Source organism: Streptomyces sp. NPDC102270, from assembly GCF_044766405.1.
In the GTDB taxonomy this organism is placed as follows: Bacteria; Actinomycetota; Actinomycetes; order Streptomycetales; family Streptomycetaceae; genus Streptomyces.
Map to the genome: position 1 here is coordinate 379,575 of NZ_JBIWLX010000011.1, position 15,648 is coordinate 395,222.

General features: G+C 72.1%; 12 protein-coding genes and 1 pseudogene. 4 read left to right on the forward strand and 9 right to left on the reverse strand.

Annotated elements, in window-relative coordinates; all coding sequences use genetic code 11:
* Window positions 1–172: 172 nt before the first annotated feature.
* From ACIRP7_RS25030 to ACIRP7_RS25040, 3 genes are all read right to left on the reverse strand, one after another.
* Window positions 173–1,258, reverse strand: coding sequence for a mechanosensitive ion channel family protein (locus ACIRP7_RS25030; protein ID WP_403663610.1), 1,086 nt, complete (start codon window positions 1,256–1,258; stop codon window positions 173–175).
* Between the two features lie 161 nt (window positions 1,259–1,419).
* Window positions 1,420–2,943, reverse strand: a complete 1,524-nt coding sequence (locus ACIRP7_RS25035; RefSeq protein WP_403663544.1) for an amino acid permease — start codon at window positions 2,941–2,943, stop codon at window positions 1,420–1,422.
* Between the two features lie 39 nt (window positions 2,944–2,982).
* Window positions 2,983–3,972 (reverse strand): hypothetical protein, encoded by a 990-nt coding sequence (locus ACIRP7_RS25040; protein ID WP_403663546.1) that lies wholly within the window; start codon window positions 3,970–3,972, stop codon window positions 2,983–2,985.
* 301 nt (window positions 3,973–4,273) lie between these two features.
* Here ACIRP7_RS25040 and ACIRP7_RS25045 point away from each other — a divergent pair, with 301 nt between their 5' ends.
* The 3 genes from ACIRP7_RS25045 to ACIRP7_RS25055 all read left to right on the forward strand — a co-directional run bounded on the left by ACIRP7_RS25045 (window position 4,274) and on the right by ACIRP7_RS25055 (window position 8,482).
* Window positions 4,274–5,713 (forward strand): FGGY family carbohydrate kinase, encoded by a 1,440-nt coding sequence (locus tag ACIRP7_RS25045; protein WP_403663549.1) that lies wholly within the window; start codon window positions 4,274–4,276, stop codon window positions 5,711–5,713.
* A gap of 97 nt (window positions 5,714–5,810) precedes the next feature.
* Window positions 5,811–7,259, forward strand: a complete 1,449-nt coding sequence (locus ACIRP7_RS25050; RefSeq protein WP_403663552.1) for an FAD-dependent oxidoreductase — start codon at window positions 5,811–5,813, stop codon at window positions 7,257–7,259.
* The gene (locus ACIRP7_RS25055; protein WP_403663555.1) at window positions 7,256–8,482 is read left to right on the forward strand and encodes an NAD(P)/FAD-dependent oxidoreductase; all 1,227 of its coding nucleotides are present in this window, start codon (window positions 7,256–7,258) and stop codon (window positions 8,480–8,482) included. The genes ACIRP7_RS25050 and ACIRP7_RS25055 overlap by 4 nt, the downstream gene beginning before the upstream one ends.
* Window positions 8,483–8,507: 25 nt before the next feature.
* Here the strand turns inward: ACIRP7_RS25055 and ACIRP7_RS25060 are convergent, their stop codons facing one another.
* Complete coding sequence (locus tag ACIRP7_RS25060; RefSeq protein WP_403663558.1) at window positions 8,508–9,482, reverse strand: YbhN family protein; 975 nt, start codon at window positions 9,480–9,482, stop codon at window positions 8,508–8,510.
* 150 nt (window positions 9,483–9,632) lie between these two features.
* On the opposite strand from ACIRP7_RS25060, the gene ACIRP7_RS25065 reads away from it, so the two are divergent.
* Window positions 9,633–11,519, forward strand: coding sequence for an ABC transporter ATP-binding protein (locus ACIRP7_RS25065; protein WP_403663613.1), 1,887 nt, complete (start codon window positions 9,633–9,635; stop codon window positions 11,517–11,519).
* Between the two features lie 93 nt (window positions 11,520–11,612).
* On the opposite strand, the gene ACIRP7_RS25070 is transcribed toward ACIRP7_RS25065, so the two are convergent.
* From ACIRP7_RS25070 to ACIRP7_RS25090, 5 genes and pseudogenes are all read right to left on the reverse strand, one after another.
* Window positions 11,613–12,182: a hemerythrin domain-containing protein gene (locus tag ACIRP7_RS25070; protein WP_403663561.1), complete on the reverse strand. Its 570-nt coding sequence runs from the start codon at window positions 12,180–12,182 to the stop codon at window positions 11,613–11,615.
* A 1-nt stretch (window position 12,183) separates the two neighbouring features.
* Window positions 12,184–13,386: a hypothetical protein gene (locus ACIRP7_RS25075; RefSeq protein WP_403663564.1), complete on the reverse strand. Its 1,203-nt coding sequence runs from the start codon at window positions 13,384–13,386 to the stop codon at window positions 12,184–12,186.
* A 146-nt stretch (window positions 13,387–13,532) separates the two neighbouring features.
* Window positions 13,533–14,978, reverse strand: a complete 1,446-nt coding sequence (locus ACIRP7_RS25080) for a cytochrome c oxidase assembly protein (protein ID WP_403663568.1) — start codon at window positions 14,976–14,978, stop codon at window positions 13,533–13,535.
* Window positions 14,975–15,478 (reverse strand): DUF2243 domain-containing protein, encoded by a 504-nt coding sequence (locus tag ACIRP7_RS25085; protein WP_403663571.1) that lies wholly within the window; start codon window positions 15,476–15,478, stop codon window positions 14,975–14,977. The genes ACIRP7_RS25080 and ACIRP7_RS25085 overlap by 4 nt, the downstream gene beginning before the upstream one ends.
* A gap of 14 nt (window positions 15,479–15,492) precedes the next feature.
* Window positions 15,493–15,648 (reverse strand): annotated as a pseudogene (locus tag ACIRP7_RS25090) (cytochrome c oxidase subunit I); the annotation flags it as partial.

Genomic DNA, 15,648 nt, shown 5'->3' on the forward strand with positions numbered 1-15,648 from the left:
GCGGGGCCGGTGCTCCCGATCAGCCCGGAAAACGGGCCGCGCAGCCACGGCTGCGCGGTGCCGCGGTCGCGAGCCCGGCCCCGGCCGTGCGGGGGCACCCGATCGTCGCCCCGCACGAGCCGGGCCCGGGTGCGCCGTTCCTCAACGCCGGTCCGGTACGACGGGCATCGACCTAGTCGAGCCGCGCGGAGGACACCTCGCCCGGCTCGATCACGGTCTGTCCGCCCCTCTGGTGCGGAATCGACACCGAGCCCTGCTGGAGGGCCACGGTCCGCGTCGGCGCCGGGATCCGGATGCCCTCGGCGCGGTAGCGCTTGTGCAGCTGCTTGATGAACTCGTGCTTGATGCGGAACTGGTCGCTGAACTCGCCGACACCCAGGATGACCGTGAAGCCGATCCGGGAGTCGCCGAAGGTGTGGAAGCGGACCAGCGGTTCGTGCTCGGGGAGCGCGCCCTCGACCCGTGTCATGACCTCGGTGACGACCTCGCAGGTGACCCGCTCGACGTGGTCCAGATCGCTGTCGTACGCCACCCCGACCTGGACCAGGATCGTCAACTGCTGCTCGGGACGCATGAAGTTGGTCATGTTCGTCTTGGCGAGCTCGCCGTTGGGAACGACGATCAGGTTGTTGGAGAGCGCGCGGACCGTCGTCTGGCGCCAGTTGATGTCCTCGACATAGCCCTCCTCGCCGCTGGCCAGCCGGATGTAGTCGCCGGGCTGGACCGTCTTGGAGGCGAGGATGTGGATGCCCGCGAAGAGGTTGGCGAGGGTGTCCTGGAGGGCGAGCGCGACCGCGAGACCGCCGACGCCGAGGGCGGTGAGCATCGGCGCTATGGAGATGCCGAGGGTCTGCAGCACGACCAGGAAGCCGATCGCCAGGACCAGCACCCTGGTGATGTTGACGAAGATCGTGGCCGAACCGGCGACCCCGGAGCGGGACGTGGTGACCGTGCGCACGAGCCCCGCGACCAGCCGGGCCGCCGCCACCGTGACGACGAAGATCAGCAGCACGGTCAGCACCTGGTTGACCGTGCGCTGGACGCCCTTGGTCAGCGGCAGCGCCGCCGCGGCGACGGCGATGCCGCCCGCGATCGCCGCCGAGGGCACCACGGTCCGCAGCGCGGCCACGAGAACGTCGTCGCCGCCCCACTTGGTGCGGTCCGCGTGCTTGCCCAGCCACTTGAGCAGCATGCGCAGCAGGAAAGCCGCCACCAGGCCCGCGACCACGGCGATGCCGGCGCCGAGCATGTCGTCCATGGTGAGATCCCGTTGAAATGCCGTCACGTTGCCACCTGTTCGAAAATTGCGGGAAGTGCGATCGCGTCGGCCGTGTGAAGGTTCCGTGGCCGACGCGACCGCTCATCCTGCCGTATCCGGCACGGCAGTTCGTACCTGGCCCGACGCTGGATCGCCGGGTTTCAGACGATCCCCTCGGAGAGCTCGGCCTGCTCGCGGTCCGAGTACGCGGCCGTCGTGGGCGTTCCGTACGACCGCCGGGCCACGAACCACCACACCGTGGCGAGAAGCAGGACGACCGCCAGGGCCACGGAGGCGTAGTTCATCGTGTCCACCGTCACCGGCGAGGACTGCGGCAGGCAGAACAGCACCGTCACACAGGCCACCCACACCACGGCCGTCCATCCGATGGGCTTGCTCCACCTGCCCAGGCTCCACGGACCCGGCTGAAAACGGCTCCCCGCGCGCAGCCGCAGGAACACCGGGATGGCGTACGCGGGTGTGATGCCGATGACGTTGATCGCGGTCACCGCGCCGTACGCGGTCGCCGAGTACAGCGAGGGCAGCGCGAGCACCCCGGCGACCACGACCGACAGCCACACGGCCGCGACCGGCGTCTGGGTGCGGGCGCTCACCTTGCGCCAGAGCGCCGAGCCCGGCAGGGCCTTGTCGCGGCTGAACGCGAACACCATCCGGCTGGCCGCGGCCACCTCGGCGTTTCCGCAGAACAACTGCGCCACGACCACCACGACGAGCAGCGCGCTCGCCCCGTCCGTGCCGAGACCGTCGAGCAGGATCTGGGCCGGCGGCACGCCGGTCGCGCTGGTCCGCGTGGCGTCGTAGTCCTGGATCGCGAAGGTGAGCCCCGCGAGCAGCACGAACCCGGCGATCCACGACACCCAGATCGCCCGCACGATGCCCTTGGCCGCCGACACCGAGGCGTTGGAGGTTTCCTCGGACAGATGGGCCGAGGCGTCGTAGCCGGAGAACGTGTACTGCGCGAGCAGCAGGCCGATCGCGGCCACGTAGACGGGGTTGTGCCAGCCGGTGTCGTTGACGAACTCCGTGAACACGAAGGACGGCGACCGGTGGCTGTCCGGGACGATCCACAGGGCGCCGACGATCACCGCCACACCCGCCAGGTGCCACCACACGCTGATCGAGTTGAGCACGGAGACCAGGCGCACGCCGAACAGGTTCAGTACGGCGTGCAGTAAGAGGATCGCCGTGAAGATCAGCATGGTCCTGCCCGGCGTCGGCTCGAAACCCCACTGGAGGTTGGCGAACGCGCCCGCGAACAGGGCGGCGCCGTAGTCGATCCCGGCGATCGCGCCGAGCAGCCCGAGCAGGTTCAGCCAGCCCGTGTACCAGCCCCAGCGGCGTCCGCCGAGCCGGTCCGCCATGTAGTACAGGGCGCCGGACGTCGGATACGCGCTGGTGACCTCGGCCAGTGCGAGTCCCACGCACAGCACGAACAGCCCGACGCCCGCCCAGCCCCACAGCATCACCGCGGGCCCGCCCGCTCCCATGCCGAAGCCGTACAGGGTCATGCAGCCGGACAGGATCGAGATCACCGAGAAGCTGATCGCGAAATTGCCGAAGCCGCCCATGCGCCGGGCCAGCACGGGCCGGTAGCCGAGGTCCCGCAGCCGCTGTTCCTCGTCGGGCTGCGGGACGTGCGGGGATATCGATGGTTCGTACGCCATACGGGGACCTCCGATGAAGGGGCGGGAGCGGTACGGGTGTCAGGGGCCGTGCGTCGCGGACCGGCTGCGCGCCCGCGCCCGGAGGAAGACCTGTCCGCCCTGCTCCCGCTCGCCTCCCGCGTCGGCGCGGTAGGACCACGGCAGGGGCGTGTAGTACGGGCCGACCGCGTCGAACACCTCGGTCGCCTCCTCGAACCGCAGCGCCCCCCACAGGGCGTGGGCGAGATGGTTGAGGTCGAGCGGGGTGCGCTCCTCGGCGGGAGCCCGGGCGAACCAGGCCTCGTAGGCCCGGCCCGCCTCCCGGACGGCGTCCTCGGCCACCCAGTGCAGGTCGAGCGCGGCACTGTGGCCGGCGTCGCGCCGGTACCGCTCGACCCGCACGTACAGCGGGAGTACGTGCAGCGCGGACCCGGGCGGGGCGGACTCGGCGGCCCAGTCGGCATAGCCGACCGCCTCCGCCAGCCGCTCCGAGGACGCCTGCGCATACAGGAACTGGAGCATGCGGTGGTGGGCCTCGCGGTTGTACGGGTCCCGCCTGTCGGCCTCGGCCAGCAGTCCCCACGGCCCCGGCGGCAGCATCGGCGCCGGCGGCTTCGCCCGGTGCTCCTCCCACAGCCGCCGGTGGTCCAGTTGCGCCAGGGCCAGCAGACACACCCAGGGCACCGGGTCGTGGGCCGCGACCCGGGCGGCGGTCCGGCTGACGTCCCAGGCCTCGATCCACAGTTCGTGCGTACGGCGGTGCCGCTCGCGCCGGGCCCGCAGCGCGCGCTCCACGGCGACCCGGGCCCGCATCACCGTGGCCGGCACGCTGCCGGGCTCCTCCGCGAGCCAGGTCCGCACCACGTCGGTGCCCGCGGCCGCAGCGGCCAGCACCTGGGTGCGCTGGGTCCACTGCCACCAGGCGGTGGTCCGCTCCAGCAGGGTGCGCATCGACATCCAGCGCCCGGCGCGGACCTCCTGGAGGGCGGCGCGCAGTTCCGGGTCGTGGCCGGCGGGGTCGAAGACGGGGCGTGCTCCTGCTCTGGCCATCACCTGCCCGCCCCGGGCGCGGGACCGGGCAGGACGGCAGGGTGGAGTAACAACAGCCCTCCTCGGGGCGGCGGTTGAGGAGATCGCGGGTGGTCGGCGGTCACTATAGAGGCGGACAATCGCAGGCACACCACCTTCCCGATCATTGAGAACTTCTTTTCACGAAAGGGAAGTCGACTGGTGATCAGCCAGTGAAAGCGGCCGAGTAACCGCTGGTGGGAGGCCGCTTGACGCGGCACGGACGACGACGGCAGGCTGTCGGACCGTGATCACTCGGGGAGGGAAGTTCGGGGGGGACGTGATGACCGGTCCGGTGTTTGCCGTCGACCAGGGCACCTCCGGCACCAAGGCCCTGGTGATCTGCCCCGAACGCGGTGTCATCGGCAGCGGATTCGCCGAGGTGCGGCCCCGCCACCGGCCCGGCGGACTGGTCGAGGTCGACCCCGCGCGGCTGTACGACTCGGTCATCGAGGCGGGCACGCGGGCGCTGGCCGAGGCGGGTGAGTCCGTGGTCGCGCTGGGCCTCGCCAACCAGGGCGAGACCGTGCTCGCCTGGGACCCGGTGACGGGCCGGCCGCTCACCGACGCGCTCGTGTGGCAGGACCGCCGGGCACAGAGCGTGTGCACCGAACTCCGCCCACACGCGCAGGAGTTGCGGGCCCTGACGGGCCTCCCGCTGGACCCGTACTTCGCCGCGCCCAAGATGGCCTGGATACGACGGCACCGCACCCGCGAGGGAGTCGTCACCACCAGTGACGCCTGGCTGGTCCACCGGCTCACCGGCGCCTTCGTCACGGACGCCGCCACCGCCGGGCGCACCCAGCTCCTCGACCTCGACCGTGTGCGGTGGTCGCCGCGCGCCCTCGACCTGTACGGCCTCGCGGACGAACGGCTCCCCGAGGTCGTCGGCAACGCCCAACTGGTCGGTGAGACCAGGGCGTTCGGCCCGCAGATTCCGCTCACCGGGCTGGCCGTCGACCAGCAGGCCGCCCTGCTCGCCCAGCGCGTCACGGCCCCCGGCGGCGCCAAGTGCACCTACGGGACGGGTGCGTTCCTGCTCGCGCACACCGGGTCCGTGCCCCGGCGCGGTGACACGGGACTGGTCAGTTGTGTGGCCTGGCAGCTCGGCGGGCGGACCAGCTACTGCCTCGACGGCCAGGTGTACACGGCCGCGTCCGCGGTCCGCTGGCTCACCGACCTGGGGGTCATCGAGGGCGCCGCCGACCTCGACGCGGTGGGCGGCACGGTGCCCGACAGCGGCGGGGTCACCTTCGTCCCGGCCCTCGCCGGGCTCGCGGCCCCCTGGTGGCGGGGTGACCTGCGGGGCTCCCTCACGGGCCTGGGCCTCGACACCGGCCCCGGGCATCTGGTGCGAGCACTCTGCGACGGCCTGGCCGCACAGGTCGTCCTGCTCGCCGAAGCAGCCGCCACGGACCTCGGCTCGCCCCTGGACGTCCTGCGCGTCGACGGCGGCCTCACCCGCTCCGCCCTCCTCATGCAGACCCAGGCCGACCTGCTGCAACGCCCCGTGGAGGTGTCGGCACTGCCGGACGCGACCGCGCTGGGCGTGGGCACGCTGGCGCGGCTCGGTGCGGAACCCGGTCTCGAGGTGGCCGACGCGCTGCCGCACTGGAAGCCGGCCGCCGTGTACGAGCCGCGGATCTCGGCCCAGGAGGCGGGGGAGCGCATGAGCGGATTCCGGGCCGCGGTCGACATGCTGCTCCGGGAGGCGGACGGATGAGAGGGCGGCCGTCGGGCACGGGTGGTCCGTGGCGCCGTCGTGGCGGGTCGTGCAGTTCCCCGGCGTTGCTGTGCCCCTTCCCGGCCGGCGGACGCGCATGACGGGCCGTGCGCACGGCGCCGTCACCCGCCGGGGTCCCCTGCCCACACCGCCGTACGACGTCACCGTCGTCGGCGCCGGAGTGGTCGGCACAGCGATCGCCCGCTGCCTCGCCCGCCACCCCCACCTCCACATCGCCCTCGTGGAAGCGCAGGACGACGTCGGCCAGGGCACCTCGAAGGCCAACACCGCGATCCTGCACACCGGTTTCGACGCCACCCCCGGCACCCTGGAGGCACGCCTGGTCCGGGAGGGTTCACGACTGCTCGCCGCCTACGCGGCAGCGTCCGGCATCCCCGTCGAACCCGTCGGCGCCCTCCTCGTCGCCTGGGACGAACAGCAACTCGCCGCTCTGCCCCGCCTCGCGGAGAAGGCCGAGCGCAACGACTGCCACGACACCCGTCTGATCGGCTCCGAGGAGCTCTACGACCGTGAGCCGCACCTCGGCGTCGGTGCGCTCGGCGCTCTGCACGTCCCCGGCGAGAGCATCGTCTGCCCCTGGACGACGACCCTGGCGTACGCCACCCAGGCCGTCCGGCACGGAGTCGACCTCCACCTCAACACCCGTGTGGAACAGGTGAGTCGCCCGGACGGCACGCACCACCTGACGACGTCCCGGGGCACCCTGCGCACCCGTTGGCTCGTCAACGCCGCCGGACTGCACGCCGACACCCTCGACCGGGCCCTCGGCCACCACGACTTCACCGTCACCCCGCGCCGCGGCCAGCTCCTCGTCTTCGACAAGTTCGCCCGCGACCTCGTGCGGCACATCCTCCTGCCCGTCCCCACCGCCCTCGGCAAGGGCGTCCTGGTCGCCCCCACCGTGTACGGCAACGTCCTGCTCGGCCCCACCGCCGAGGACCTGGACGACAAGCGGGCCACCGGCTCCACCGCCGACGGCCTGGAAGGGCTCCGCGACAAGGGCCGCCGGATCCTCCCCGGCCTGCTCGACGAGGAGGTCACCGCCGTCTACGCCGGCCTGCGCGCGGCCACCGAACACGAGGACTACCGCATCTCGGCCCACCCCGAGCAGGCGTACGTCACCGTCGGCGGCATCCGCTCGACCGGACTGACCGCCTCGCTCGCCATCGCCGCGCACGTGAGGGACCTGCTCGCCGACACCGGCCTCGACCTCGGCCCCGCCGAGGAACTGGAACCGGTGCACATGCCCCACCTCGGCGGGATGTTCCCGCGCCCCTACCAGCGGCCCGAACTCATCGCCGCGGACCCGGAGTACGCCACCCTCGTCTGCCACTGCGAACGCGTGACCCGCGGCGAGATCCGCGACGCCCTCACCACCACGATCCCCCCGACCACTCTCGACGGCCTGCGCCGCCGAACCCGGGCCCGAGCGGGGCGCTGCCAGGGCTTCTACTGCGGGGCGGCGGTACGGGAGTTGTTCGAGAAGGTCCAACCCCCGGCGCCGCCCGACAAGGCCCGCTCATGACCGCCGTACGGCAGGTCGACGTCCTGATCGTCGGTGCCGGCCCCGCCGGGCTCGCGGCCGCCGCCCGCCTGGCCGCCGCCCAAGTGGGGCGGGTCGAGGTCCTGGAGCGTGAACAACAGGCCGGGGGAGTGCCGCGGCACTGTGTCCACGGCGGCTACGGCAGCCGGCTTCGCCCCCTGACCGGTCCCGCCTATGCCCGGCTCCTCGTCACCGCCGCCGAGGCCGCCGGAGCCGTCGTACGTACCGGCGTCACCGCCCTCGACTGGGCCGGCCCGGTGGCGCTGCGCACCGTCGGACCGCGCGGCCACGCGACGATCCGGGCACGGGCAGTCGTCCTGGCCACCGGCGCCCGGGAACGCCCCCGCTCCGCACGGCTGGTCCCCGGCACCCGCCCGGCCGGCGTCCTCACCACGGGCGAGCTCCAGCAGGCCGTGCACCTCCACGGGCAGCACATCGGCGAGCGCGCGGTCGTGGTGGGCGCCGAGGACGTCTCCTACGCGGCCGCCGCCACCGTACGGGCCGCCGGAACGGTGGTCGTCGCCATGGTCACTGAAGGGTCGCGCGCACAGACCGTGCCCCTGCGCGCCGCCGACGCCCGTCTCCGGCAAGGCATCCCGCTCCTGACCGGCACCACGGTCACCGAACTCCTCGGACACGGAAGGCTGTCGGGCGTCCGCGTACGGAACCGGGACGGCAGGACGGCAGTACTGCCCTGTGACACGGTCGTGTTCACCGGCGACTTCGTGCCCGAACACGAACTCGCCCGGCGCGGCGGTCTGACCCTGGACACCGGCACCCGGGGCCCGGCCGTCGACGGTTCGCTGCGCACCTCACGGCCCGGCGTGTTCGCGGTCGGCAGTGTGCTGCACCCGGTGGAGAGCGCGGCGACCGCGGCCCGGGAGGGGGCACACGTGGCCGGCGCCGTTCTGCAGGCCCTTGCCGGAGCCGAAGCCTCCGACGGTGTCCCCCTGCTGGTGGACCCACCCCTGCGCTGGATCGCCCCGAACCGCGTCACCCCGGCCGACCGCGGACTGCCGTACCTCCTGCGCACGACGGCCCCGCTGTACCGCCCGCTGCTCCACGTCACCCAGGACGGCCGCACGCTGTACCGCCAAGGCCTTCTCAGGGCGCTTCCGCATCGGACCCTCACCCTCGGCGCACGCTGGACACACCGCGTCGACCCCGGGGGCGGCCCCGTACGGGTACGGCTCACGGACCGGTGAACGACCCCGTGGCCGAGCCAGAAGGTCAGATCACCTTCAGCCGCACCAGCGCACCCAGCGTCACCGCCCCCGGTACCAGCGGGACCCAGACCGTGATGATCCGGTACGCGAGCACCGCCGCCGTGGCCACGGATGCCGGGCCGCCGGCCGCCACCAGCGCCACCACCAGGGCCGCCTCCACCGAGCCGACCCCGCCCGGCGTGGGTACCAGGGCCACCGCGCAGGTCGCCGCGAGGTACGCGAGGGCCACGTGCGCGGGCGGCACCGACAGCCCCAGCGCCTGCCCCACCGCGGCAAGGCCCGCCGCCTGGAGTGCCGGGAAGGCGAGCGAACCGCCCCACAGGGCCAGCGCCCGGGACGGCCGGGTGTGCACCGAGCGCGCCTCGCACAGCGCGGTCCGCAGGAAGGAGCCCACCGCCGTCCGCACCCGGCGGACACCGGCGAGGACGCCCACGGCCGCCACCAGCACCGCGCCCAGACCCAGCAGCAGCGGACCCACCGCGGTGTCGGGCAGCAGCGCGCCGAGCCGCAGCGCGTCCGGGAAGGCGATGAACAGCACGGTCAGCAGAGTGAGCCGGCCGATCGACTCCGCCAGCAGATACAGGGCCAGCGCGGCCGAGGCGCGGGTGAGCGGAACCCCGCACACGGTCATGAACCGCAGGTTGACCGCGCTCGCGCCGAGGCCCGTCGGCAGCAGATGGTTGGCCGCCCCGGCCGCGAACTGCGTGGCCAGCAGCCGCCGCCGGGGCAGCCGCTCCACGACGGCACCCTGCCGGGTGAAGGAGGCGGCCACCCACGTCAGACCGGTGGTGCCGACCGCGGCCACGAGCCACGGCCACTCGGCGTGGCGCAGCTGACCGAAGCCCTCCGCGAGCACGGAACGGTGCTGCACCGCCACGACGGTGACCAGCAGGAGCGGGACCAGACACAGGATCTGGCGGATACGGCGGACGGGGAGGCGCTGGAGAGGGCGTCCCTGGGGGAGTTCTACCGCTGTCACACCGGGAGAGGCTTTCCTCGCCCCGCCAACGGCGGGTTGCGGAAGCGGGGCCAGGGTCTTACGTACGGTCATCGAGTCCTTCCGGCGGAGGGAAAAGGGTCGGTCATTGACCTCAAGAACGCTTGAGGTCGTACGTTCTCTCCCATGAGCATGGAGACCACAGCCTGGACACAGCTGCACAGTGTCATGAACGCCGAGCAGGAACGCCGCCCGTTCGCCCGCGCGACGCTGCGCCGCATCGGCGCGTTCGCCCGACCGCACCGTACCCGTATCGCCCGCTTCGTCGTGCTCGGCGTGGCCACCGCGCTGCTCGCCGTGGCCACGCCCGTGCTGGCCGGCAAGGTCGTGGACGCGATCGTGTCGGGCGACGACGAGGGCAAGGTCGTACATCTGGCCCTGCTCATCGCCCTCATCGCGCTCGCGGAGGCGGCGCTCGGGATCCTCGCCAGGCGCCTGTCGGCCTCGCTCGGTGAGGGACTCATCCTCGATCTGCGCACGGCTGTGTTCGATCATGTGCAGCGCATGCCGGTCGCGTTCTTCACACGCACTCGTACGGGAGCGCTGGTCTCCCGTCTCAACAACGACGTCATCGGCGCCCAGCGCGCCTTCAGCAACACCCTGTCGGGCGTGGTCAGCAACCTGGTCACCCTGCTGCTGACCCTTGTGGTGATGCTCACCCTGTCCTGGCAGATCACCCTGCTCGCGCTCGCGCTGCTCCCGGTGTTCGTGATCCCCGCCCGGCGCATGGGCAGCAGGATGGCCCGGATGCAGCGGGAGGCGGCCACCCTGAACGCGGCCATGGGCACCAGGATGACCGAGCGCTTCTCCGCGCCCGGCGCCACCCTGGTCAAGCTCTTCGGCCGCCCGGAGCAGGAGTCCGTGGAATTCGCGGCCCGGGCCCGCCAGGTGGCGGACATCGGCGTCCGCACGGCCACGGCCCAGTCGGTGTTCATCACCGCCCTGACCCTGGTCTCCGCCCTGGCCCTCGCCCTGGTCTACGGCCTCGGCGGCTGGTTCGCCCTGCGTGGCAGCCTGGAACCGGGCGCCGTGGTCTCCCTCGCGCTGCTCCTGACCCGCATGTACGCCCCGCTCACCGCCCTGGCCGGCGCCCGTGTCGAGGTGATGAGCGCGCTGGTGAGCTTCGAGCGGGTCTTCGAGGTACTGGACCTGAAGCCGCTGATCGCGGAGAAGCCGGACGCCCGTGAGGTACCCGAGGGACCGGTGGCCGTGGAGTTCTCGGACGTCCGCTTCGGCTATCCGTCCGCCGACAAGGTCTCCCTGGCCTCCCTGGAGGAGGTCGCCTCACTCGACACCCGCGGCGGCGCCGAGGTCCTGCACGGCGTCTCCTTCCGCGCCGAACCCGGCCAGACCGTCGCACTCGTCGGCTCGTCCGGCGCCGGCAAGTCGACCGTCGCACAGCTGCTGCCGCGGCTCTACGACGTCGACGAGGGCGCCGTCCGCATCGGCGGTGTGGATGTCCGCGACCTGACCGCCGGTTCCCTCCGGGCCACCCTCGGCATGGTCACCCAGGACGGACACCTCTTCCACGACACCGTCCGCGCGAACCTGCTGCTGGCCCGCCCGGAGGCGACCGAGACGGAGCTGTGGGACGCCCTGAGCCGCTCCCGCCTGGAGGCGCTCGTACGGTCCCTGCCGGACGGACTCGACACCGTGGTCGGCGAACGCGGCTACCGGCTCTCCGGCGGCGAACGCCAGCGCATGACCATCGCCCGCCTCCTGCTGGCCCGCCAGCGCGTCGTCATCCTCGACGAGGCCACCGCGCATCTGGACAACACCTCGGAGGCGGCCGTCCAGGAGGCGCTCACGGAGGCGCTGGAGGGCAGGACGGCGATCGTGATCGCCCACCGCCTGTCCACCATCCGCACGGCCGACCTGATCCTGGTGGTCGAGGACGGGCGGATCGCGGAGCGGGGCACGCACGAGGAGCTCCTCGCCCTCGACGGCCGGTACTCCGAGCTCTACCGGACCCAGTTCACCTCGCACGGTGAAGGGGCGACGCAGACCAGCGCGGCGTAGCCGCGGGAAACGTCGAGCACCTGACTCCTGAGCCGCGGCCGTCACTGCCGAAGCCACAGCCCAGGGTCGTTCTGCCGGACAGGGCGGAGCCGGTCAGCCGTCCTTGCCCATGGCCTTGCGTACGGCGTCCCGGGTGCGGTCGACCAGGGCGGCGACCGGCCCCAGGGCCATGTTCTTGACCGCCGACTCGGTCCCGGGGTGCGGGTGGGTCGGGGCCACGGCCTCGGCCGCCTTCAGGGCGGTGGACATGGAGGCCAGGCGTGCCTTGTCCGCGTGGCGGCGGATGTGGTTGAACTCGTACCGCTCCTCGGCGCGGGCGTGTTTCATCACGTCCAGGCGCAGCGTCTGGAGCTCGGGCAGGAACTTGGGGTCGTCGGTGTCCATCCCGTCGAGCCGCGACAGCAGTTCCTTCGCCTCCCGCTCCTCGGCCAGCCGCTCGTCCGCCACCTTCGCGCCGTCCGGCACGGAGGAGCGGGTGAAGGGACGGATGACCTCCTCCTCGGCCGTCTCGTGCACGGCGAGAAGCTGGACCAGGTTCCGGAAGGCCGCCCGGCGCTCGTCCCCGGCCGTCCGCTCCACCTCGTCGAAGAGGTTGCGGATGTCACCGTGCTGACGCATCAGCAGGGCCACGACATCGGCGTCGCTCGCCGCGATCCCGGCCATGTCAGCTCCTCTCCCGGGAGGCGAAGTCGGGGTGCTCACCCTCCGTCTCGATGCGGTACTCGCGGCCGAACAGCTCCCGGTGCTGGGCCATCACCCGCTCGCTGGGCGGCTCCTCGCCCCCGTGAATCTGCTCCTGCATCTTCTCGAACCGCTCGTGGGCGTCCCGGACATAGCCGGTGCCCAGGGTCGTCAGATCCATCTGGGTGTCCAGCAGACCCCGTACGAACTGCTTGTTCTCCTCGAAGGTCAGCATGTTCGGCAGCTCCGGAGCGAGGATCTCCTGGGGCTCACGGCCGTCGTGACGGCGCATCAGATCGCAGGCGATCCGCAGGTGTTCGAGCTCCATGTTCAGGTGCAGCTCCCAGATCGCCTTCACCTTGGGATCGGGCTCCTGCTCCATGAAGGAGTGGTAGAGGTAGCACTCGTTGTACTCGTGGGTGACGAGCTGCTCCCACCACGACTCTCCCGGGTCGACCAGGGACTCGTAGTGGGTGACGTGCTCCTCCTCGATCAGCCCGATCTCCTGGTACAGCTGGCGGGCGATCGGCTCCATGTACTGGGGGCCGACGTTCATGTAGAAGTTCATGGTCTGCTGCTCGGCCGCCATGATGGTCAGCGCGTGCAGCCGGGAGAGCGGGTTGACCGTCGTACGGTCGTAGGGCTCGCGCACGTTGTCGGCCGGGTTGCGGTGGTGGAACTTGGTCGGCCGGCCCGGCATCACCTCCGTGAGCCCCTCGACGATCGACTCCGCCTTGCGGTGCTCGATCATCTCGTAGAGGTTGGCGTAGCGGTACAGGTGGTCGAAGTCCTCCAGGACGCCGAACTCGTACGCCTGCCTCAGATACGGGTCGGGCTCGTGGCGGGCGATCCAGCCGGTGAGGTCGACCGCCACCTGCTCGTAGGAGATGGTCGTCTCCAGAACCGAGGCGAGGCCGGGCAGCAGCCAGTTGACCACCTTCTGCTGCTGTTGCTCGATGTACCGGACCTCCGCCAGCTGCCGCTTGACGTCGAGGTCGGGACAGTGACGGGCGAACTGGTGGCTGAACAGGATCGCCTCGACCTCGATGCCGTTCATCGCGATGATGCGGCACTTGGTGTACGGGTCACCGTGGTCGGGGTCGACGGGCTCGACGTCGAGCTCACGCCAGTTGCGCAACTGGCGGTCCAGAGGGATTCCTTGGTGTTCCAGGGGGTTGAAGCCCATGAGGGTCTCCTAGGCTGTTGGCCGGAACAGAGCCGCGCGAGTACCCGTGCCGCTGCGGTGTAACCAAACGGTGAAGGCCGTGGTGGAACGGAATCAGCCAGACGGACGAGGGCGTGGACCGACGAGGGCGGTCCGCGCCGACGACGTCAGGTCGACGAACTCGTCTCCGCCGTGCGCGTCGACGCCGGTTCCCGCCGGGTCGTGGGAAACAACAGCGTCGTCGCGACCCTCGCATGCAGCGAGTCCAACGTCTTGATCTGCCCCACCGCCCTGCGCAGCAACTCCTCCAGCCGGTCGGCGTCCAGACGCGAGTCCTGTGCCGACGCGGCGAGCAGCCCGCGCCACAGCGAGGCCTTGCCCTGCGCTCCCAGCCGCAGCGCTTCGAGCTCGACCAGCAGGGCGAGGCCGGAGCGGCGCAGCAGGCGGCCGTTGGGCTTCAGCCGCGCGGCCTTCTCGCCCAGCCACGCCCCGTACGTCTTGTAGCGCCTGACGGGGACGTCGAGATCGGCGAGAAGGCGTACCAGGGCCTGCCGGTCCTGGGAGATCTCCTTCCGCAGGCTCTCCAGGGTCTCCCCATGGGGCGAGCCGTGGTGCTCCTGTGCCATGCGACGGGCCAGTTCGACGCCCGCCGTCGCGCCGGCCAGATGGTCGTTGAGGTAGATCACCAGCCGCTTCTGCCGCGTCGGACCGTCGAGCGGGGGCCGTGCCGTCGTGTTCATGATTCCCCTCCGGTTGCGGGAGTCCTGTGACGGCCTCCGAGTGCCCCGGCTGGGCCGGTCCACCACCTCGTCCTCGCATCCCCGGCGCCGACGGCGGGCCCGGGCCCGCCCGGCACCGGCGTACCAGGCCACCCCCATCAGAACGGCCAGCCCCGCTTCCGCGAGGTCGCCGCCGTAGTACATCCACTGGGCACCGAGACGCAGGTCGGCGGTGGTGAAGGCGGTGCCGGGCGGCGGCCGGGAGTAGAGAGTGCGGGCCAGCACCGCGTGCGCGGTACCGGCGGCCAGAACGGTCGCGCCGCGCACGCAGAGACTCCAGCGGCGGCGTACCGGATCGAGCCCGCACACCGCGAAGGTGAACAGCAGTCCCGCCGCCGCCATGTGCACCTGTACCGCGCTGTGCAGCAGCGGCCGGTGCGCCGTCGCCGCGAACAACTCCGTGCGGTACAGCAGCCACAGCCCGCCGACGTCCAGTACGGCCGCCAGGGGAGGGAAGAGCACCAGAGCGACGGCACCGGAGTGCGCGACGGCCACCAGGCGTCGCCGTACCCCGCCAGGGGCGAGGGCGCGCAGGGCGAGGGTGAGGGGATGTGCCGCGACGAACAGCAGGGGGGCCACCATGGCGACGACAAGGTGCCGTACCACGTGCTGGGTGAACGGCCCGCCCCACGGGTCGCCCACTGTCGCCCAGGCCATGCCCAGGCCTCCCGCCGCGAACGAGCCGTCCCGGGCCAGGGGCCAGGAGTCCCCACGCCGCCGCAGCCGTCCCGCCGCCGCCAGATAGCCGACGGTCACCAGCAGCACGGCCGCGCCGACGACCAGTTCGGCCGGTCCCGGACCCGCCGGCCCCGGGTGCACGTGCGCGGGAGTCATCCCGGTGGTTCGCCCTGGCCGTGCCGCCGCGCCGCTCGCACGGCGAGGCCCGCGCCGATGAGCAGCAGGACCAGACCGGCGAGGTTCCAGGCCAGGTCATAGGGGGTGACGTCCACGCCGTAGCGGATCTGGTGCAGGCGCAGCAGCTTGTGGTCCACGATGCCGTCGAACAGCTGGAAGGCGCCCATGCCGAGGAAGAGGCCCGCCCAGGCGTGGGGCGCGGCGAGGGAGCCGCGGCGGCGCAGATCGGCGTAGAGGAAGAACCCGGCGCACAGGGCGAGCAGTTCGGCGGTGTGCAGGAGTCCGTCGGAGAGCAGGCCCGCACTCGTGGTGGCGCGGTCGTAGAAGTGGTGCCAGCCCAGGAGCTGGTGGAAGACGATCTCGTCGACGGCCGCTGTCACCGCCGCCCCGATCAGCGCGCACACCGCCATCGACCTGCGCGGATCGACGCGGGAGACGGGGGCGCTGTCCGGCCGGTCGGAGGTCCTCGTGGGTCTCATGGGCTCCGCCCTCCTCAGGGCCGTTGACCCTCGTGTCCCGGGGCGTCGATGGCGTCGCGCCTGCCGGAGTGCTGTTTCTGGTCGTGTCGGGCGATCTCGGGGTGGTGCAGGTCGAAGGCGGGGGATTCGGAGCGGATGCGGGGCAGGGCGGTGAAGTTGTGGCGTGGCGG